This is a genomic window from Pseudomonas sp. GR 6-02 (genome assembly GCF_001655615.1).
Taxonomy (GTDB): Bacteria; Pseudomonadota; Gammaproteobacteria; order Pseudomonadales; family Pseudomonadaceae; genus Aquipseudomonas.
The window spans coordinates 4,296,176-4,316,337 of record NZ_CP011567.1 but is presented as its reverse complement, the minus strand read 5'-3'; the positions used below and the strand labels follow the sequence as shown (position 1 = coordinate 4,316,337).

Here is a 20,162-nt window from a genome sequence, read left to right as displayed (position 1 = left end):
ACTATTTGCACTTCATCCCTACAGCACGCCGCAATGACCCCCAAGCTGCCCCGCAGACCTGGCTTTTTCGAGCATTACGAAGAGTTGATCGGCACCTGGACCCGTCGTCTGAGAAATCGTCAGCAGGCCGAGGACCTGGCCCATGACACCTTCGTGCGGGTGCTCGAGTCCGATTCGGCGGCGGTGCAGCAACCTCGGGCGTATTTGCACCAGACCGCGCGCAACATCGCGGTGGACGGTTATCGGCGTGAGGATCGGCGGGGCGCCATGGAGTCGGAGGCGATCGATCACAGTGTGTCGTCGTCCGGCGACCCGGAGCATTTCATGCACGCGATCCAGTTGGCGGATTCCATCGAGCGGGCGCTCACCGAGTTGCCGCTCAACTGCCGCAAGGTGTTCGTCTGGCAGAAGATCGAAGGCCTGACCCAGGCCGAAATCGCCGAGCGCCTGGGGCTGTCCAGGAACATGGTGGAAAAGTATATGATCCGCACCCTGCGGCATCTGCGTGATCGTCTGGACGGGGCACAGCCATGATGGATACTCGTGATTGTGCGTGCGGGCAAACAACGGTTCGCGACGACGCGGCGCGGTGGTTTGTGCGTTTGCAGGAACCTGCCGCCAGCGCCGAAGAGCAGCGCCGCTTCGAGAGCTGGCTGGACGAACACCCTCAGCATCGCAACGAATATCAGATACTCCAGAACCTGTGGGTGGCGGCCGATCGATTGCCGGCCAAGCGTCTGCACGCCTTGTGTGAAACCCCGGCGGTGCGCAGTAAACGTCGTCCGCTGGTGCGTTACGCGGTGGCCGCCAGCGTGTTGGCGGTGGCGCTCGGCCTGGGGCTGTTCAGCGGCTTGAACCCTCCGGCGACCTACACGGCTGAATATTCCACGGCCCTTGGCGAGCGTCGTCATGTGGCGTTGCCGGACGGTTCGGTGATTGATCTGAACAGCCGCAGCCGGGTGCAGGTGCGCTATGAAAAGGACCGTCGCGGCATCGAGTTGACGCAAGGCGAGGCGATGTTCAGCGTCGAGCACGACAGCAGTCGACCGTTCGTGGTCGAGGCGGGCAGCGGCAGGGTCACGGTCACCGGCACCCGGTTCGATGTGCGCCGCGACAGCGCCGAAACCCGGGTCGCGGTGGAGCAGGGCACGGTCAGGGTTCAAGGGGGTGGCGATGATTTCGTCAGCCTCACCGCCGGCTTCGGCACTCGCATCAATGCCCAGGGCAAGGTGGCCACCGCCTATATGGTCAACCCTGCGGAACTGACCGCATGGCGCAGCGGCAAACTGGTGTTCAACAACGCCAGCCTCAGCGAAGTGGCCGAAGAAGTGTCGCGTTATCGGGAGAAACCGCTGACAGTCGGCAGCGCCAACGTGGGCAACCTGCGCCTGACCAGCGTGTTCAAATCCGACAACACTGATGCGCTGCTCAAGGCCTTGCCGAGCATTCTGCCGGTGACCATCCGCACCCTCGATGACGGCAGCCAGGAAATAATCTCCCGATAGATTCAGGTTTTTTTCGAGTTCTTCGTCTTCTTGTCCAACTGCAACTGGTTTGCATTAACAGACGCACACTCTTGCGATCCACAGGACAACGTTCGACGTGAAGAAAACCACCGCTAAAAATAACAAGTCATCCTGGCTGCCCCTCGCGCTTGCCCTGGCGGTCAGCTCGGCGCTGCCTCAGGCATTCGCCGCCGACGCCATTCATATTCAGGCTCAGCCACTGGGCCAGGCCTTGAGTCAGCTGGGCCAGCAAACCTCGCTGCAGGTTTTTTTCAGCCCGGAACTGGTGGCCGGCAAACAGGCTCCGGCAGTGGACGGCAACCTCTCGCCGGAACAGGCCTTGCGCCAATTGCTGCAAGGCAGCGGTCTGCAATACCAGATCGATGAGGGTTCGGTCACGCTGATGCCGGCACCGACTTCCGCCTCAAATGGCCCGCTGGAACTGGGCGTGACCGACATCAAGGTGGTGGGTGACTGGCTCGGTGACGCCGATGCCGCCGTGGTGCAAAACCATCCCGGCGCGCGCACGGTGATCCGCCGTGAAGCGATGGTCGAGCAGGGCGCCATGAATGTCGGCGACGTATTGCGGCGTGTTCCCGGCGTGCAAGTGCAGGACGCCAACGGCACTGGCGGCAGCGACATCTCCCTGAACGTCGGTGTGCGCGGCCTGACCTCGCGCCTGTCGCCACGCTCCACCGTACTGATCGACGGTGTGCCGGCTGCCTTCGCCCCTTACGGCCAGCCACAGCTGTCGATGGCGCCGATTTCCTCCGGCAACCTCGACAGCATCGACGTGGTGCGCGGCGCCGGTTCCGTGCGTTACGGGCCGCAGAACGTCGGTGGCGTGATCAACTTCGTCACCCGCGCGATCCCGGAGAAAGCCACCGGTGAAATCGGCACCACCATGGAAACCACCCAGCGCGGTGGCTGGAAACACATCGACACCGCGTTTCTCGGCGGCACCGCCGAAAACGGCATGGGCGTGGCGCTGTTGTATTCCGGGGTGAACGGCAACGGTTATCGCAAAAGCAACAACGGCAATGACATCGACGACGTGATCCTCAAGACTCACTGGGCGCCCACCGATCAGGACGATTTCAGCCTCAATTTCCATTACTACGACGCCAGCGCCGACATGCCCGGTGGCCTGACGCAGAAGCAGTACGACGCCGATCCGTTCCAGTCCGACCGCGACCACGACAATTTCAGCGGCCGCCGCAAGGACGTGTCGTTCAAATGGGCGCGGCAGATCGATGACCGGACCCAGGCCGAAGTGCTGACCTACTATTCCGACAGCTTCCGTGGCAGCACCATCGCCGCGCGCGACCAGAAAACCCTCAGCTCTTATCCACGCACTTACTACACCTTCGGCATCGAACCGCGGGTGTCCCATGTGTTCGACCTGGGCCCGACCACGCAGGAAGCCAGCGTCGGTTATCGCTACCTGAAAGAAGGCATGCACGAAGAGTCGAGCCGTCTGGCGCTGGTGAACAATCAGCCGGTGGTCAGCAAAACGTCCGATGGCCATGTGTTCCAGGACCGCACCGGTGGCACCGAGGCCCACGCCGTTTACATCGATGACAAGATCGACGTCGGCAACTGGACCGTGACCCCCGGCATCCGTTTTGAAAGCATCAGCACCGAATGGCACGACAGGCCGGTGCTCGACACCGCCGGCAAACGCGTGCAGGAAAAACGCCGCAGCATCGACAGCAACGAACCGCTGCCGGCCTTGAGCGTGATGTATCACTTGTCCGAGGCCTGGAAACTGTTCGCCAACTACGAAACCTCGTTCGGCAGCCTGCAATATTTCCAGCTCGGCCAGGGTGGCTCGGGTGACAACACCGCCAATGGCTTGAGCCCGGAAAAGGCCAAGACCTACGAGATCGGTACACGCTACAACGATGACGTGTGGGGCGGGGAAGTGACGCTGTTCTACATCGACTTCGATGACGAACTGCAATACATCAGCAACGACGTGGGCTGGACCAACCTCGGCGCCACCAAGCACCAGGGCCTTGAAGCGTCGGTGCATTACGACCTGTCGGCGCTCAACCCGATGCTCGACGGCCTGACCGCCAATGCCGGTTTTACCTACACCCGCGCCACCTACGAAGGCGAGATCCCGGGCTTCAAGGGCCGTGATCTGCCATTCTACTCGCGTCAGGTGGCCACCGCCGGGCTGCGTTACGACATCAACCGCTGGACCTACAACCTCGATGCCTTTGCCCAGTCCAAACAGCATTCGCCGGGGACCGGTGTGAATGCCGATGGCAGCTTCAGCGGCAACTACATCACCGAAGGTTCCGCAGACGGTCAGTACGGCAATATTCCGGGTTACGTGACCTGGAACGTGCGCGGCGGTTATGACTTCGGCTCGCAGTTGTCGAACCTGAAAGTCGGCGCCGGGGTGAAAAATATCTTCGACAAGCAGTATTTCACCCGTTCCAGCGACAACAACTCGGGGATGTACGTCGGCGCGCCACGCACGTTCTTTGTGCAGGCCAGCGTCGGGTTCTGATGAGTGACTGGTCGGCAATTCCGGGTTGCCGATCAGCTTCTGATAGGTGTCGACACAGGCTTACGGGGCGGCGTCTGGCAGTCGGAAGTCGATGACAGGCGAAGGATTGCCTGCCATGTCCACGGTCTTGAGGCAGATTTTTTTCTCGCCGTCGCTCGTGTCCACTTCAAAATCCAGCAGTGGCGGCCTGACCTGCTTATATCCCTCAGCTTGTTGGCAATCAATCGTGGCCGATGTACCGATCTTGTATTGATGCCCTGCTACATCCAGATCGGGCGTGACCTGAGAAGGCGCTACAGAATAGACGCCCTCTCCTCTATTCGTGATGTTGAATACTGGCGCCATTTGAGCGGGTTCTGCCAATACCCACCGCCAAAAAATCCTGGCGTTTCGCGCATCCCATTTTCCGGGTGGTCCCGCCTGATGGTTTTGCCCCATCACGCACAAGAAATACAGCCCTGGTCCTTGGCGCAGTTCATAGCGTAACTCGCTCTCGCCGCCTGAGTCAGTGGTACGCACCTCACTGTAATCCCTGATATCCGCACAATTTTCGGCAGTGCGCGTGTACTTGAAACGAAAGAAGGGTTGGTTGCTCGAAAAACGATGCTCCCACAACAACGGCAGGTAGTTCCCTTGTTCATCTCGGGGCTGTTTGAGGAAGTGATCGCCATACTTCGAGCCGAATTCCGACACGGGCCCCAGTACACAGGGCTCGCGGTCCCCAACGAAGCGCCCCCCTCTAAAACAGGTATCCAGGCCATTGGCGGGCGTCGCGTAATTGGTGTCTTGCGCTTTATTGGGCATGCCTTCGATCACTTCGCAAGGTGCGCTGATACTGCATCGCGATCGCCCGCTGTCGCGCGTGGTGGTGCCAATCACCGCGACGATTTCGTTGGTGTAGCGATTCAGAAGTGGAGAGCCAGAGATTCCATTGATGACCCCCAGGCATCGATTGCTGATTTGATCCACCCAAACCCACCCGGCTTCGAGAATTCCTGCGCGGTGTTCCTGCGGACATGCCGAACGCTGGATAAAATCATCGACAGCGGCGCCAACCACCAGCGTATCGGTGCCTTCGGTCAGGGCATGGCTCGCAACTTTCAAGGGCTGGATGCCATCGTTCATCACTTGGCCGAGGGTGCGATCGAGTACCAGCAGCGCAATGTCCTGGCCACGCAGGGTGCTCCAGGCGATTCTGGTGACGGGATAGTTTTTTTGTTGTGGCGTCGTGTCCCGGAAAAAATTGAAGGTAGCCTGTCCGGACGCAGGCTCGTTCACGATAAATCGACCGACATTACCTTTTGCACAATGACCTGAGGTGAGCACATACGCTGGGCCGCTGCGATCATCGTTTGCTCCACGGGTATCGATCAGGCTGCCGCTGCAGATCCGGCCTTCATCAACCTTGACCCTGGCGATGGACTGCCAATGGTTGTATCGCCCATCGGCATTGGACAAGAGACGTGCCGGTGCGAAATTTTCAATACCCTCGCCCCAGTCATGTTGGGCAAGCGGCGATTTGCTGCAACCGTTCGCGCCCATCAGTAGCAACAAAACCAGCAGAACCTTGAGGTTGAACGTGTTCATGAGGAGCTCACCCGCCTGGGATATTTAACTCATGGTCGATGCGCAGCCAAAACGTGTCTACTGTCAGAACTGATAGTAAAGCGGCGAAAAATACGACCTCCTGTCGTTTTTCGTGCTGCTGAGCGTTAGACCTTCAGCACTTTCCCTCCAATCGCCACCGCCACCAGCAGGCCCCCCATTAGACCGAACGCGAAGCTCAGGCTGCTGCCATGAGCCACAAAACCGATCACCGCCGGTCCCGCCAGAATCCCGGCATAACCCAGGGTCGTGATGGCCGGCACCGCGATGCTTTGCGGCATCACCGTCTGCTTGCCCACGGCGGTGTACAGCACTGGCACGATGTTCGAACAACCGGCACCGAGCAGCGCATAACCGAGCAGCGCGGCTTGCCATCCCGGTGTGAAGGTCGCCAGAAACAATCCTGCCGCAGCCATCAGTCCGCCGAACAGAATCACCCGCGTGGCGCCCAGGTGCCGGACAATCGCGTCACCGGTCAATCGCCCGGCGGTCATGGTCAGCGCAAATGCCGCATAACCTAGCCCGGCATACGCGGTGTCGATCCCGCGTTCCTGCGCCAGGAACACCGCGCTCCAGTCGAGTGCCGCACCTTCAGCCAGGAATACGATGAAGCACATCCCGCCGATAAACAGCACGATGCCATGGGGCACGGCAAATGCCGGGCCGGAGCTTTCACTGCCGTAAGGCAACAGGTGCGGCGCGGCTTTAAGCAATGCCAGCACCAGCACCACGATCACCACGCACATCGCCCCCAGCGGCGAAAAACCCAGACCGAGCAGGCCGCTGACACCCGCCGCGCCGACGATCCCGCCGAGGCTGAACAGCCCATGAAAACCCGACATCATGGTCTTGCCGCTGGCCCGCTCGACGATCACCGCTTGCAGGTTCACCGTCGAATCCACCGTGCCCAGGCCGGCGCCGAACATGAACAATGCCGCGATCAACGCCGGAATCGAGGATACCGTCGCCAACAGTGGCAGCGCCGCGCAGATCAACAAGGTGCCGCCGCTCAACACCCGACGGCAGCCGAAACGCGTCGCCAGAATCCCGGCCATGGGCATCGCCAGAATCGAACCCACCCCCAGACACAACAGCAACAGCCCGAGGGTGCCTTCATTCAGCCCGGCCCGCGCCTTGGCGTAAGGCACCAGCGGCGCCCAGGCCGCGATGCCGAAACCGGCGATGAAGAAGGCGATGCGCGTGGACATCTGTTCCAGACGTCCGGGGACGAAGGTGGCTTGGGTGTTGAGGTTGGTCATATCGATCCTTGGCAAAAAACGTCGCGTCCCAAAGGACAGTGAACAACCGCAAAGGGTTCGATCACCACGTTCAGGCGGGGGCAGCAGTCACGCAGAGTGACATCCTTGCACAGCCAGCCGTTGTTTCGCGATATTGTCGACGCATCAATTGTTCATAGGGGGGGCGCCATGACGCGGATGTACGATGCTCGAGGCAATATCTACGCGGTGGTGGCGCCTGACGCCCTGCGCGATAGCGGTATCGAGCTGCCTGAACAGGCCAGCCAGGCGGCGCAAACCCGTGAGGCCTGGGCGTTGTCGGCCATCGAGGCATTCTGCGGCTGGGCTCCCGGGACACAACCGCCCGGCAGCAAGGCGCATCGTTGCGATGGCTTGCTGGTGGGGCCGTTTCAATCTTCGCCGCCGTTTGACCTGCTGATCGTCAACACCGACGGCAGCCTGGCCGAGCGCAGTGGCAATGGCCTGACGATTTTTTCCCAGGCCCTGAGTGAACAAGGGCTGATGCCGAGGGAGGAGGCTTGCCTGCTCAGGGTTCATCACGACAAGCGCGATGCGCTCTCGCCAGTGGCGACTTCGGTGAACCCCGCCGAAATCGATGGCGTGCAAGGGTTCTGGCTGGACTTGGGGCAGCCTTCGTTCGGGTCTGAAGCGGTGGGTGCGCAAGGGGTCGAAGCCGTCGTGTTGGACGGGCGTGATGTCAGTCACGTGCGGCCATTGTCGACGCTCGACCCAGCCTGGAACCGCAGCCAGTTCGTGCGCATCGGTAACCCCCATTGTGTGACGTTAGTGACAGGCGCCGATGCGTTGCCGAGCAACGCACAAATGCGCGAGCCGGAGTTGTCTGGAGGGTTGACCCGCATCGCTTACGCCACGCCGACCGGGGCGGGGCAGCCGTGTGCGGCCGGGGTGAACCTGCAATGGGCGATGCTTGAATCCGAAGGGCGAATCGTTGCGCGGGTGTTCGAGCGTGGCGAAGGGCCGACCGCGTCGTCGGGTACCAGCGCCAGTGCGGTGGCGTGCGCGGCGTGGCGAGTGGGTTGGGTGGCAGCGGGGGAAGTGCAAGTGGTCATGCCCGGCGGCACGGCGCCGATTCTGCTGGAAGAACGGGAGGGCGAATTGAGTCGGGTCAGGTTGTTTGGGACGGCGCGGTTGATGGGGTGATTTTGAGACCGTCATCGCGAGCCTGCTCGCGATGACGCCCGAACGGTCAGCGAAGATTCAGAGCCGATCCGCCCACTCAACCACCGGCATCTGTCGCTTCATCAACACCTTGCCCCCGCGAATCGAATACAGCGGCAGACCCTGGCTGCGGATCACTTCGTAATCGCTGTCCGCCGACAGAATCAGCAGATTCGCCGGCCGGCCCCGTTCCAGACCATAGCGATCGCCCAGGTTCATCGCCTTGGCACTGTTGTCCGTGACCAGGTCCAGCGCACTCTGCAAATTGCGATAACCGAGCATGTGGCAGATGTGCAAACCGGCCTCGAGCACCCGCAGGATGTTGCCATTGCCCAGCGGATACCACGGGTCGACGATCGAGTCCTGACCGAAACACACGTTCATCCCCGCTTCGAGCAACTCATTCACGCGAGTCACGCCACGGCGTTTCGGGAAGTTGTCGAAGCGGCCTTGCAGGTGAATGCTTTCGGTGGGGCAAGAAACAAAACTGATCCCCGAGTGCCCGAGCAAGCGAAACAGTTTCGCGCAGTAAGCGTTGTCGTAGGAGCCCATCGCCGTGGTGTGGCTGGCGGTGACGCGCGAACCCATGTCGCGGCTGCGGGCCTCTTCGGCCAGCACTTCAAGGAAGCGCGAGTGCGGGTCGTCGGTTTCGTCGCAATGCACGTCCACCAGACAGCCCGTGCGTTCGGCCAGGTCCATCAGGAACTTCACCGAGCTTACGCCCTGGTCCCGGGTGTATTCGAAATGCGGAATGCCGCCGACCACATCGGCGCCCAGGCGGATCGCTTCTTCCATCAGCTCGCGCCCGTTGCGGTACGACTCGATACCTTCTTGGGGGAACGCGACGATTTGCAAGTCGATAAGGTGGTGGCTTTCCTCGCGGACTTCGAGCATCGCCTTGAGCGCGATCAGTTCCGGGTCGGTGACATCGACGTGGGTGCGCACGTGCTGAATGCCGTGGGCGGCGAGGGTCTGGATGGTTTTTTTGGCGCGGGTCTTGGTGTCTTCCTGAGTGATGGTGGCCTTGCGCTCGCCCCAGCACTCGATACCTTCGAACAGCGTACCGCTCATGTTCCAGCGCGGTTCGCCGGCAGTCAGGGTGGCATCGAGGTGAATGTGCGGTTCGACGAAGGGCGGCACCACCAGATTACCGCCGGCGTCCAGGTCATCCGGCCCCAGTGACGGGGCTTCGGTTTGCCGGGCGATGCTGTGAATCAGGCCGTTTTCCAGGTGCAACTCATGCAGGCCTTCTTGGTTGCGCAGGCGGGCGTTGATGATATGCATCAGGCGAGTCCTTTTAGAGATCTTGTAGTGGTGCTTCGGCGGTACGGGCACCCAGTACGCCGGTCAATAACACATACGTTAGCGCGGCAGTGGCAATCCCTACCAGCGGCGCGATCCACGGCGAGCTGAATGCTGCGACGGTGCCGACCGCATAAGCGCTCAGGCCAGGCCAGTTGAACGCCGGCAACCGGGCATCGGCCAGGCGTGGATATTGCCCACGGTAACGGAAGAAAAAGTCCGCCATGATCACCCCGCCAATCGGCGGAATCACCGTGCCCAGCAGAATCAGGTAAGGCACCAGCATGTCGTACATGCCCAGCAGCGCCAGCAGCGTGCCGATCACCGCGCCGGCCAGGGTCACGGTTTTGCGCCGGCCGGTGCGCAACAGATTGCAGCCGGCGACGGCGAAGTTGTAGATCGTGTTGTCCTGGGTGCTCCAGATGTTGAGCAGCAACATCGCCATCGCGGCCATGGCGAAGCCTTGCAGCAACAGCACTTCGACTACGTCCGGTTGCTGATAGACGATCGCGCCATAGGCACCGATCAACACCATCAGGCCGTTGCCGATGAAAAAGCCGATCAGGCTCGCCAGCACCGCGACTCGCGCCGAACGGGAGAAACGTGTCCAGTTGGTCGCCTGGGTCGCGCCACTGACGAAGGTGCCGAACACCAGGGTAATCGCGGTCGACCAGTCCAGTGTTGCCGTCGGCACCACGGCGAGCAAACCCTCGAGCCCGCCGACCTTCACCGTCGCGACCCACATCGACAGCGTCAGCAGCAACATCATGGCGGGTACGGCGATGTACGACAGAATCTCCAGCCCGCGATAGCCGATGTACGCCGTGGCGCAAAAGCCCAGGCCGAACAGCACCATCAGCCCCAGTACGGTGCTTTCATTCAGTTCGAAATATTTGCCGAGTACGACGGCTGCGGTCGCGGTGCCCCAGGCGTACCAGCCGATCTGGGTGAAGCCGAGGATCAGGTCGCTGAGCTTGCTGCCCACTTCGCCGAAGCAGAAACGGCCCATCAACACCGAATTGAGGCCGCTTTTGAAGGCGATGTAGCCAAGCCCGGCTGCGTAGATTCCCAACAGCAGATTGCCGGCGATGATCACCGCCAGCATCTCGCTGAAACTGAATGCCACCCCGAGCTTGCCGCCGGCAAACATGGTCGCCGTGAAGAAGGTAAAACCCAGCAGCACCATGGCTGTGGAGGCGAGCCCCTTGCGGGCATGCATCGGGACTTCGCTTAAAGGGTAATCGTTGCCCGGATCGTTCTGCGTCATGTGGCATTCCTTGCTGGATGGAGGACGCGAGGGTGTTGCAGTGCTCGTGCCAATGGCGCGAGGGTGTTGTTCTTTATAGCCGAGCCGGCGGATTTAGCCTGAAGAGGGGCACGAAAGCAGTGCGGCAGTGGTTCAAATTGGAACGCAGCAATCAGGTAGTCACAAAGTCCTGTGGCGAGGGGGCTCCGTCGCTCAGGCGTTCTGTGCCAACGGTAAAAACCGCAATATCGCCGCCATGATCGCCTCCGGTGCATCCTCCTGCACCAGATGCCCGGCATTCGCAACGGGATGAAACTGCGACCCCGCAATCATCTGATGCAACGCCCGCCCGCGTTCAATGGGAATCCATTGATCGTTTTCCCCCCAGAGAATCTGCACCGGGCAGCGAATCGTCGGGTACAGCGCTTCGACCTCGCGGGTATAACGCTCATCCATCTGCGCGATCTGCCGATAGAACGCCGCTTGCCCCGAATCACCCAGCCAGGGCTGCACGTAAGGCGCCAGCTCCTGATCGGAAATCTCGCGCTTGATCGCGCCACGAATATAGGTCGGCACAATCGCCCGTTGAATGTAATCAGGCAGCCCGCTGAACGCCGCTTCATGCTGACGCACATGCTGCACGAACGGCGAACCCCAGGGCGACAGCGCCACCGGGTCAATCAGCGTCAGGCTGCGGTAATCCTTGCCATCGAGCAGATGCGCGCGCAACACAGTGGCGCCGCCGAAATCGTGGGCTACCACGTCTGGCCGTTCCAGGCCCCAGTGCTCCAGCAATTGCGCCAACAGTTGGTTCTGTACGCCCAGCGACACATCGCCGTCCGGCTGTGCGGACTGCCCGTAACCCAGCAAATCGAAGTAATACACCCGGTGCGAGGTGATGAAGTGCGGCGCGATCCGGTGCCACACATGAGAAGAGAAGGGCGTGCCATGCACGAACACCAGCGGCGGGCCGTCGCCACGCACGGCGTAGCGAACGGAGTGCCCGTTGAAACGATAGGTCTGAGCCAGCGGCCAGTCAGTCATGGGTGCGTCCTCTTGGCGTGTGCGAGCCCAAAAGCATAGGCATAAAAAAACAGCCATTGAAGGCTGTTTTTCATATCACTGACGAAACGCATTCTCCTTATGGGATTTACGTTTACTCACCGCGATAGATGCAACCGCTGGTGCAGGTCTCGTGGATGCGGATCGCGCTGAGTTCCGGCAACAACGGCTTCAACTCATTCCAGATCCACTTGGCCAGCACTTCGCTGGTCGGGTTTTCCAGGCCGGGAATGTCGTTCAGGTAATTGTGATCGAGGCGCTCGTAGAGCGGCTTGAAGATCTCTTTGATTTCCGAGAAATCGCGGATCCAGCCGGTGTGCGGATCGAGGTCGCCGCTCAGGTGAATCGCCACTTTGAACGAATGACCATGAAGGCGGCCGCACTTGTGGCCGTCCGGTACGTGGGGCAGGCGATGGGCGGATTCGAAGGTAAATTCTTTGAAGATTTCCACAGTGATGTTCAGCTCTTTCAGGTGGCGATCGCCGCGGCGATGTGGGCAGGTGGCGAGTTTACCAGAGCTCCGGGCAAAACACTGACTAAAGGGTCAGCAAGCGCTCGCCGAGGCGACCGTTGGCGGCCAGTTCAAGGAATTCATCGCCCAGGCGACGGCTTTCATCCATCGTTGCGCGCCAATACTTCTGTCGGCTCGGGGCATCGCCCATGAAGCGCTTGAAGTCGTTGCGGTCCGGCAGCTTGCCGTAGGGCAGGCGTGCCAGGTATTCCTTCGACGGGGCCAGCAGCAGAACATCCTGCAAGCGCTCAGGGCAGGCGCGGCGCCATGGCAGCGTCTTGTCGAACCAGCCGGGGATCACCCGGTCGGTGAAGTGCGGATACAGCACGATGTCGTTGCCGCTGTAGGGCAGGTCGAGGTGATAGTCCAGCAGACCACCATCGCGGAACGTCCCCGCGCCGGCCCCCGGCAAGTCGCGCACGCCTTGCATGACCATCGGGATCGAACCCGAGGCCAGCAGGGCCTGGCGCAGGTTGCCGGCATTCAGTGAGATGAAGCGCGACGGGAAGTCGTTCAGCGCGTTGACCGGTGGTGCCAGGCGCGGGTCGTGGATGATCAGCCGCTCGAAATGCCGCGACAGCCGTGAACGACCGCGCAGGTTGTCGGCGATCACCGACGACAGGCCCAGCCCCAACCGGCCGCGATGATCGTCCGCCAACAGGCCGTGGCTTTTGACCACCATGATGTTCAGGCGGTAGTGGGCGTTATCCAGAATCGCGGCATCGCGGCCGTCGAGCAAGTCATCGAGCATGCGTCGGGAGCTCTGGCTGATCTGCGCCATGGTCACGCCTTTGGCGAAGTTCTGCTCGGTGTACAGATGACCGAGGCGGCGGATGCCTTCGGCGGCATCCGGCAGGCAGGCGCTGGCGAACCGCCAGGAACCCACCGAGGCGCCGATCAGCGAACGCTCCCGGGGCGCCGCCGGCAGCCATTCGCCAAACAGCGCCAGGTCCAGACCCTGAATCCCCAGCGCTTTCGGGCCACCGGCGGCGCCCGGCAACGTGCCCACATCGGCAGCGTTCAAGCCGTTGGCACGGATGCGCGCCAGAGCACGCGGGCCGGCCTTGAGGGTCAGGGAAGGGAACTTGATGTGGATAGCGGTCATACCGGTCTCGATGTCTGGCAAGCAGGGATTATAAGCACCTCTTGGGCTGCGATTGTCCCCGATCAATGCAGGAGCTGCCGAAGGCTGCGATGCTTTGATCTTTGGCTGCGTCATGCACGCAAAAAATCCAAATCAAAAGATCGTCCGATCGCGGCCCGAGCCTTCGGCAGCTCCGGGTTATGCGTAAGCTATTCCCAATGATGGCAATTCAGTTTCAGTTAAGTTCGAATCGCTAAGGTCGCGCCGTCGGCAACACATAAGAAAATACGGAGCCACCCCATGAAAATCCTGACTGCCCTGTTCACCGCGTCCCTCATCTGCCTGACCGCCAGCCTCGCTCATGCCCGCGACCTGGGCCCCGACGAAACCCTGAGACTGCGCGACGCTGGTACCATTGTGTCTTTCGAGAAGCTCAACGCCACCGCTCTGGCCAAACACCCCGGCTCGACCATCACCGGCACCGAGCTTGCAGAAGAGTACGGCAAGTACAAATACCAGATGGAACTGCGCGACCCGCAAGGCATTGAGTGGGATATGGAATTGGATGCGGTCAGCGGGCAGGTTCTCAGGGATCATCAGGATACGTAATGAAGGTGCTTTCATTTTCAAGCATGGCGCTGGTGCTTCTGGCTTTTTGCTCGGTGGCCGTGGCCCGCGACCTGGATCAGGACGAAGCCCTGCGCCTGCGCCAACAGGGCGTGATCCTGCCGCTGGAGCAGCTCTTGCAGCAAGCGCTGGACCGCTATCCCGGGGCCAAGTTGCTGGAAGCCGAGCTTGAAGAAAAACACGACGTCTATGTTTATGAAGTCGAGCTGCTGACCGCCGAAGGCGTGGTGCGCGAGCTGGACGTCGATGCCACCACCGGCCACGTGCTGAAAGACAAGGAAGATTGATCGATGCGTTTGCTCCTGGTGGAAGACCACGTGCCGCTGGCCGACGAATTGATGGCCGGCCTCAATCGGCAAGGCTACGCCGTGGACTGGCTGGCCGACGGCCGCGATGCGGTGTACCAGGGCAGCAGCGAGCCTTATGACCTGATCATCCTCGACCTCGGCCTGCCGGGTTTGCCGGGGCTTGAGGTGTTGGCGCAGTGGCGGGCCGGTGGCTTGGCCACGCCGGTGCTGATTCTTACCGCGCGCGGTTCCTGGGCCGAGCGGATCGAAGGCCTCAAGGCCGGCGCTGACGATTACCTGAGCAAACCCTTCCACCCGGAAGAACTGCACCTGCGCATTCAGGCATTGTTGCGCCGCTCTCACGGCCAGGCCAATCAGCCGACGCTCAAGGCCGCCGGGCTGCACCTGGATGAAGGTCGCCAGTGCGTGACCCGCGACGGCGCCGACATCCAGCTCACCGCCGCCGAATTTCGCCTGCTGCGCTATTTCATGCTGCACCCCGAACAGATCCTTTCCAAAAGCCATCTCGCCGAACACCTCTACGACGGTGAAACCGAGCGTGACTCCAACGTACTAGAAGTCCACGTCAACCACCTGCGCCGCAAGCTCGGCCGCAGCGTGATCGAAACCCGTCGCGGTCAGGGTTACCTGTTCGGCGGGCAAGCCCAGTGAGGTCGATCCAGCGTCGCTTGAGCCTGGGCCTGATCAGCGTGATGGTGATCGTCGGCCTGGTGCTGGCGCAAACCAGCCTGTGGCTGTTCGAAATGGGTTTGCAGCGCTACCTCGAAGCCGGGTTGCGCAACGACAGTGAAAACCTGCTGGTGGCGCTGGTGCGTGGCCCGCAGGGGTTGCAGCTGGATGAGCGCCATCTGTCGCCGGCCTATCAGCGCCCGTTTTCCGGGCACTATTTTCGTATCGACTTTGCCGACAGCCATTGGCGCTCCCGCTCGTTATGGGATCAGGACCTGCCGCGGCTCGAACACCCGGGCCTGAACAGCAACCTGCAACTGGGGCCGGAAGGGCAACAGTTGCTGGTGCTGCGTTCGGACTACCGGCGGCTGGGCCAGGCGATTTCCATCAGTGTCGCCCAGGACTACACGCCGGTGCGCGAGAGTTTCTGTCGCATGCAACAAGTCGGTCTCGGGTTGGGGCTGGCGGGGCTGTTGCTGATTTTGCTGTTGCAACGGATCACCGTGCGCCGCGCCTTGCGCCCGCTGGAAAAGGCCCGCGAGCAAATCGCCCAGTTGCAGCAGGGCCAGCGTTCGCAACTCGACGAAGCCGTGCCGGTGGAGCTGGAACCGCTGGTGGCGCAGATCAACCATTTGCTGGCCCACACCGAAGATAGCCTCAAGCGCTCGCGCAATGCCTTGGGCAACTTGGGGCATGCGTTGAAAACCCCGTTGGCAGTGTTGTTGAGCCTGGCTTCCAGCGAGAAGCTCGATGCGCACCCGCAGCTGCGCAAGGTGATTCAAGCGCAACTGGAGCAGGTCCAGCAGCGACTCAATCGCGAACTCAACCGCGCCCGGTTGTCCGGCGATGCGCTGCCGGGTGCGTTGTTTGATTGCGATGCCGAGCTGCCGGGGTTACTGGCCACGCTGAGCATGATTCACGGTGAACACCTCGACCTGAGCTACCGCGCACCGGCCGGTTTGCAACTGCCGTGGGATCGCGAAGATCTGCTGGAGTTGCTGGGCAACCTGCTGGATAACGCCTGCAAATGGGCGGATGCCGAGGTTCGGTTAAGCGTGGTTGAAACGGCTGAAAGTTTTCAGTTGAGCGTGGAAGACGATGGGCCGGGGATTCCCGAAGACCAGCGTGACCAGGTGTTCAGCCGCGGTACACGGCTTGATGAACAGACCGATGGGCATGGATTGGGATTGGGCATCGTTCGCGACATCGTCGACACGTGGGGCGGGGTGTTGAGGCTGGAGGAAAGCGAGTGGGGCGGCTTGAAAGTGATGATCGAACTGCCCAAACGCTGACACAGAGCGGAAGCCAACCCATAACCCTGTGGGAGCGCAATCCGTTAAATATCGGCAATAGCCGTTCGCTTTGACAAGGGGACGATGCTGCGGCACAGTGCGCGCCCTCTAATAAAACCCTCTCTTCAATCCGCTGGCGGCGCTTGTGCGCACTGCCGGACGGACTCTTTCCGCTTGCCTTGAGGTAACGATGATTAATGCAGTAATTGCCGCGGTCGGCATCATGCTGATACTCAGCCTGTCCCGCGTGCATGTGGTAATCGCGCTGATTGTGGGTGCGCTGGTCGGTGGTTTGACCGGTGGCCTGGGGATCGATGCGACCCTCAAAGCCTTCAACAGCGGCCTGGGCGGCGGGGCGACAGTGGCGTTGTCCTACGCCTTGCTCGGCGCGTTCGCCGTGGCCATCGCCAAGTCCGGCCTGGCCCACGCCCTGGCGGACAAAGCCCTGGCCATGGTCGATCGCCAGCACACCAACGGCGGCGGCAATGTCAAATGGCTGCTGATCGGCCTGCTCTGGGTGGTGGCCATCGCCTCGCAGAACATTTTGCCGATTCATATCGCGTTTATCCCGTTGCTGGTGCCGCCTCTTTTATATGTGCTGACCAAACTGCAACTGGACCGGCGGTTGATCGCCTGCGTGATGACCTTCGGGCTGATCACGCCGTACATGTTCCTGCCGGTGGGCTTCGGCAACATCTTCCTCAATGAAATCCTGTTGGCCAACGTCGCCCGTAGCGGGGTGGACATCAGCGGTATCAACGTCACCCATGCCATGGGCATTCCGGCGCTGGGCATGGTGTTTGGCCTCGCGGCAGCCTTCATCAGCTACCGCAAGAAGCGCGTTTACGACCTGGAAAAGATCGAGCAAGTCGAACAGGTCGCGGTGCAGTACAACCCCTTGAGCCTGATGGTCGCCGGTCTGGCGATTGTCGTGGCGTTCATTATTCAGCTGTTGCTGGACTCGATGATTATCGGGGCGCTGGTGGGCTTCCTGATCTTTTCGGCGTCGGGCATCGTCAAGTGGCGTGAAACCGACGACCTGTTCACCGAAGGCATGAAGATGATGGCGATGATCGGCTTCATCATGATCGCCGCATCCGGTTTTGCTGAAGTGATGAAAGCCACCGGTCATGTGCAGACACTGGTGGAGTCCTCGGCCTCGTGGATCGACCACAGCAAAGGCATCGGGGCGCTGTTGATGCTGCTGGTGGGCCTGTTGGTGACCATGGGCATCGGCTCGTCGTTTTCCACCGTACCGATTCTGGCGGCGATTTTCGTGCCGTTGTGCGTGCAACTGGGCTTCAGCCCGATCGCCATCGTGTGCATCGTCGGCACTGCCGGCGCGCTGGGCGATGCCGGTTCACCGGCGTCGGACTCGACCCTGGGCCCGACCTCCGGTCTGAACATCGACGGCCAGCATCACCACATCTGGGACACCGTGGTCCCGACCTTCCTGCACTACAACCTGCCGTTGCTGGCGTTCGGTTGGGTGGCGGCGATGGTTCTGTAACCACTCTACCTTGTGGGACCGCGTTCAACTTTTGATCTGGCGTGCCGTTATAGCCTTTAACCACGCCAATAAAATCAAAAGAGTGAACGTCATGCGCATGAGCCTGAAGGCCAAAGTCCTGTCCCTTGCCGTCCTCCCGGTGTTGCTCTTTGCGCTGGTCATCAGCCTGACCACGCTGTTCATTCTGCAGGAACAGGCCCGCAAGGAAGTCGAGGAAACCCGTCAGCGCCTGCTCAGCGATGCCAAGGCAACCCTGCAAAGCTACGTTGCCGTGGCCATGACCGCGATCAAACCGCTCTACGACGCGGCCGCTCCCGGCGATGACGCGGCGCGGGCGCAGGTGATCAAGTTGCTGTCGAGTATCACCTACGGCAAGGACGGCTACTTCTTCGGCTACGACTCCAACACCGTGCGCCTGTTCAAGGCCAACAGCCCCGAAGGCGTGGGCCAGAGCTTCAAGGACAACCGCGACCCGAACGGCATCTACGTTAACCGCGACCTGGTGAAAGTCGCCAAGGACGGGACCCACTACCTGCAATACAGCTCGCCACTGCCTGGTAATACCCAAGTACAGGTGCCCAAGCTCGGCTACACCGAATATCTGTCGAAGTGGGACATGGCGGTCGGCACCTCGGTCAACCTCGACGGCATTGAAGCGCAAGTGGCGCTGGTCGAGATCAAGGTCCAGGAACGCATGCAAGGCGTGGTGCTGAGCATTGTCGGGATTGCCGTGCTGGTGCTGTTGGTGATCGCCGCGGCCGGGATGCTGCTGGCCAATACCATTCTGCGTCCGCTGAACCTGATGAAAGCCAACCTCGACGACATCGCGGCGGGCGAGGGCGACCTGACCCGGCGCCTGACCATCACCAGCCAGGATGAACTCGGCGAACTGGCCGGCTCGTTCAACCGTTTCGTCGACAAGATCCACAGCCTGGTGCGGCAGATCACCGAAATGACCTCGCAACTGACCGGGCTGGTGAATCAGGTTTCCGATCAGGCCCAACGCTCGGATCAGGCCATGGAGCGCCAGCGCCACGAGACCGATCAGGTGGCCACGGCGATCAACCAAATGTCGGCGGCGGCCCAGGAAGTGGCCAAGAGCGCGCAAAACGCCGCGGTCGCTGCCCAGCAGACCGACGAAGAAGGCCAGGCCGCCAAGCGCGTGGTGGCCGGCAGCATCGTGAAGATTCATGCACTGGTGAACGACATTCGCAGCAGCGGCGTGTCCCTCGACAGCCTGCAGAAAGACGTGTCGTCGATTGTCAGCGTGCTCGGGGTGATCCGTTCGATTGCCGAGCAGACCAACCTGCTGGCGCTCAACGCCGCCATTGAAGCGGCCCGCGCCGGTGAGGCCGGACGTGGTTTTGCGGTGGTTGCCGACGAAGTGCGGGCGCTGGCCAGTCGCACGCAAATCAGTACTCAGGAAATCCAGGGCATGATCGACCGCTTGCAGGCCGGCACCCAATCGGCGGTCGAGTCCATGCGCCGCTCCAGCGAGGCCGGCGACGGCACGTCGGCCCAGGCCAACGAGGCCGGGGCGTCGCTGGACGCCATGGCCCAGTTGATCGGCACCATCAACTCGATGAACGCGCAGATTGCCAGCGCCGCCGAAGAGCAAACCGCCGTGGCCGAAGAGATCAACCGCAGCGTGCACCAGATCGCCGTGGCGGTAGACAGCGTCGCCGACGAGACCCAGCGCGGCGCACAAACCTCGCGCAGCCTGGCCGATCTCGGTCAGCGCCTGGGGCAATTGGTCGGGCAATTCCGTATTTGATTGATGTCGCTGAGAGAGTTATGCGATCTGTAGCAGCTGCCGAGCCCGCGAGGCTGCTGCTACGGGGGAGCCACATCGCGACTACCCTCAATAGTAAGCAAACTCCGTCCAGGCATCTGTTTGAACCGGTTTCTGCAACGGGCGGTCATTTGCTTCAGGTGCCGCGCACCCGCGGCACCCGGACGACCCTAACCATGGAGTCAGACTCATGAACGACGGTACCTGCGACTGCCCGAAATGCTCCTGCAAACTGGGCGATCACCCCATCGTGCGTCACGGCAAGCACTATTGCTGTGAAGCCTGCGCCCACCATCACCAACACGGCGAAGAATGCTCCACCAAAGGCTGCAAGTGCGCTAAGCCCTGACCGCTCACCCAAAAAAGTGGAGCCGCTGCGGCTCCACTTTCAGTTTGAATATTCACTCTCCCTTTCAAAGCTCAACTCGTCGGCCGCCAGGTCACATTCTCGACGCCGAATTTTTCCGCCACAGGTTTGCTGGTCTTTTGCACCCGCTCACGGCCAAAACGCGGGATCCGGCCTATTCCGGCGTCGCAACTTGCCCAGTGCCAGGCTTCTGCGTTGTCCATTTTGTCCTGGCGGATGATGAAAGACTTGGGCTTGCCATGAAGTGTGTATTCAATGACGAAAAGTTTTGCGTTGTTCATAAAACCTGTATTCCTCCCTGTTGTAATAGAAGGATCGCCAGG

At 61.2% G+C, this 20,162-nt stretch carries 19 protein-coding genes and 1 pseudogene; 12 read left to right on the top strand and 8 right to left on the bottom strand.

Going from position 1 to position 20,162, the window contains the following annotated elements:
* Positions 1-33 precede the first annotated feature (33 nt).
* The 3 genes from PGR6_RS19015 to PGR6_RS19005 all read left to right on the top strand — a co-directional run bounded on the left by PGR6_RS19015 (position 34) and on the right by PGR6_RS19005 (position 4,026).
* Positions 34-534, top strand: a complete 501-nt coding sequence (locus tag PGR6_RS19015) for a sigma-70 family RNA polymerase sigma factor (RefSeq protein ID WP_064619006.1) — start codon at positions 34-36, stop codon at positions 532-534.
* Positions 531-1,505, top strand: a complete 975-nt coding sequence (locus PGR6_RS19010) for a FecR family protein (protein WP_064619003.1) — start codon at positions 531-533, stop codon at positions 1,503-1,505. The genes PGR6_RS19015 and PGR6_RS19010 overlap by 4 nt, the downstream gene beginning before the upstream one ends.
* Positions 1,506-1,602: 97 nt before the next feature.
* Positions 1,603-4,026, top strand: coding sequence for a TonB-dependent siderophore receptor (locus PGR6_RS19005; RefSeq protein WP_064619001.1), 2,424 nt, complete (start codon positions 1,603-1,605; stop codon positions 4,024-4,026).
* 60 nt (positions 4,027-4,086) lie between these two features.
* On the opposite strand, the gene PGR6_RS19000 is transcribed toward PGR6_RS19005, so the two are convergent.
* Positions 4,087-5,613 carry a trypsin-like serine peptidase gene (locus tag PGR6_RS19000; RefSeq protein WP_064618998.1) on the bottom strand — a complete coding sequence of 509 codons (1,527 nt, stop codon included), beginning with the start codon at positions 5,611-5,613 and terminating at the stop codon, positions 4,087-4,089.
* 125 nt (positions 5,614-5,738) lie between these two features.
* On the bottom strand, positions 5,739-6,890 hold the full coding sequence (locus PGR6_RS18995) for an MFS transporter (RefSeq protein WP_064618995.1): 1,152 nt from the start codon (positions 6,888-6,890) through the stop codon (positions 5,739-5,741).
* Positions 6,891-7,058: 168 nt separating this feature from the next.
* Here PGR6_RS18995 and PGR6_RS18990 point away from each other — a divergent pair, with 168 nt between their 5' ends.
* On the top strand, positions 7,059-8,051 hold the full coding sequence (locus PGR6_RS18990) for a diaminopimelate epimerase (RefSeq protein ID WP_064618991.1): 993 nt from the start codon (positions 7,059-7,061) through the stop codon (positions 8,049-8,051).
* Between the two features lie 57 nt (positions 8,052-8,108).
* On the opposite strand, the gene codA is transcribed toward PGR6_RS18990, so the two are convergent.
* The 5 genes from codA to PGR6_RS18965 all read right to left on the bottom strand — a co-directional run bounded on the left by codA (position 8,109) and on the right by PGR6_RS18965 (position 13,295).
* Entirely contained in the window at positions 8,109-9,353 is a 1,245-nt protein-coding gene (gene codA, locus PGR6_RS18985) for a cytosine deaminase (protein ID WP_018925368.1), read from the bottom strand.
* Between the two features lie 13 nt (positions 9,354-9,366).
* On the bottom strand, positions 9,367-10,638 hold the full coding sequence (gene codB / locus PGR6_RS18980) for a cytosine permease (RefSeq protein ID WP_064618988.1): 1,272 nt from the start codon (positions 10,636-10,638) through the stop codon (positions 9,367-9,369).
* Between the two features lie 192 nt (positions 10,639-10,830).
* Positions 10,831-11,661: an alpha/beta fold hydrolase gene (locus PGR6_RS18975; protein WP_064618985.1), complete on the bottom strand. Its 831-nt coding sequence runs from the start codon at positions 11,659-11,661 to the stop codon at positions 10,831-10,833.
* A 112-nt stretch (positions 11,662-11,773) separates the two neighbouring features.
* Positions 11,774-12,130 (bottom strand): 6-carboxytetrahydropterin synthase QueD, encoded by a 357-nt coding sequence (gene queD, locus PGR6_RS18970; RefSeq protein ID WP_007933061.1) that lies wholly within the window; start codon positions 12,128-12,130, stop codon positions 11,774-11,776.
* 85 nt (positions 12,131-12,215) lie between these two features.
* The gene (locus PGR6_RS18965; RefSeq protein ID WP_064618981.1) at positions 12,216-13,295 is read right to left on the bottom strand and encodes a hypothetical protein; all 1,080 of its coding nucleotides are present in this window, start codon (positions 13,293-13,295) and stop codon (positions 12,216-12,218) included.
* 279 nt (positions 13,296-13,574) lie between these two features.
* Between PGR6_RS18965 and PGR6_RS18960 the strand changes: the two genes are divergently transcribed.
* The 8 genes and pseudogenes from PGR6_RS18960 to PGR6_RS18930 all read left to right on the top strand — a co-directional run bounded on the left by PGR6_RS18960 (position 13,575) and on the right by PGR6_RS18930 (position 19,821).
* Complete coding sequence (locus PGR6_RS18960) at positions 13,575-13,883, top strand: PepSY domain-containing protein (RefSeq protein ID WP_064618979.1); 309 nt, start codon at positions 13,575-13,577, stop codon at positions 13,881-13,883.
* The gene (locus PGR6_RS18955; RefSeq protein ID WP_018925373.1) at positions 13,883-14,188 is read left to right on the top strand and encodes a PepSY domain-containing protein; all 306 of its coding nucleotides are present in this window, start codon (positions 13,883-13,885) and stop codon (positions 14,186-14,188) included. Before PGR6_RS18960 ends, PGR6_RS18955 begins: the two co-directional genes overlap by 1 nt.
* 3 nt (positions 14,189-14,191) lie before the next feature.
* The gene (locus tag PGR6_RS18950) at positions 14,192-14,860 is read left to right on the top strand and encodes a response regulator transcription factor (protein WP_018925374.1); all 669 of its coding nucleotides are present in this window, start codon (positions 14,192-14,194) and stop codon (positions 14,858-14,860) included.
* A complete protein-coding gene (locus PGR6_RS18945; protein ID WP_019579967.1) occupies positions 14,857-16,170 on the top strand; it encodes a sensor histidine kinase in 1,314 nt (437 codons plus the stop codon). Before PGR6_RS18950 ends, PGR6_RS18945 begins: the two co-directional genes overlap by 4 nt.
* 193 nt (positions 16,171-16,363) lie before the next feature.
* Entirely contained in the window at positions 16,364-17,680 is a 1,317-nt protein-coding gene (locus PGR6_RS18940; RefSeq protein ID WP_168206204.1) for a Na+/H+ antiporter family protein, read from the top strand.
* 91 nt (positions 17,681-17,771) lie between these two features.
* A pseudogene (locus PGR6_RS30790) lies at positions 17,772-18,596 on the top strand (cache domain-containing protein); the annotation flags it as partial.
* Positions 18,597-18,632: 36 nt separating this feature from the next.
* Positions 18,633-19,454 carry a methyl-accepting chemotaxis protein gene (locus tag PGR6_RS30785; RefSeq protein ID WP_370695268.1) on the top strand — a complete coding sequence of 274 codons (822 nt, stop codon included), beginning with the start codon at positions 18,633-18,635 and terminating at the stop codon, positions 19,452-19,454.
* 208 nt (positions 19,455-19,662) lie between these two features.
* Entirely contained in the window at positions 19,663-19,821 is a 159-nt protein-coding gene (locus tag PGR6_RS18930; protein ID WP_018925378.1) for a metallothionein, read from the top strand.
* A 71-nt stretch (positions 19,822-19,892) separates the two neighbouring features.
* On the opposite strand, the gene PGR6_RS18925 is transcribed toward PGR6_RS18930, so the two are convergent.
* Entirely contained in the window at positions 19,893-20,120 is a 228-nt protein-coding gene (locus PGR6_RS18925) for a DUF6555 family protein (RefSeq protein ID WP_018925379.1), read from the bottom strand.
* Positions 20,121-20,162 lie beyond the last annotated feature (42 nt).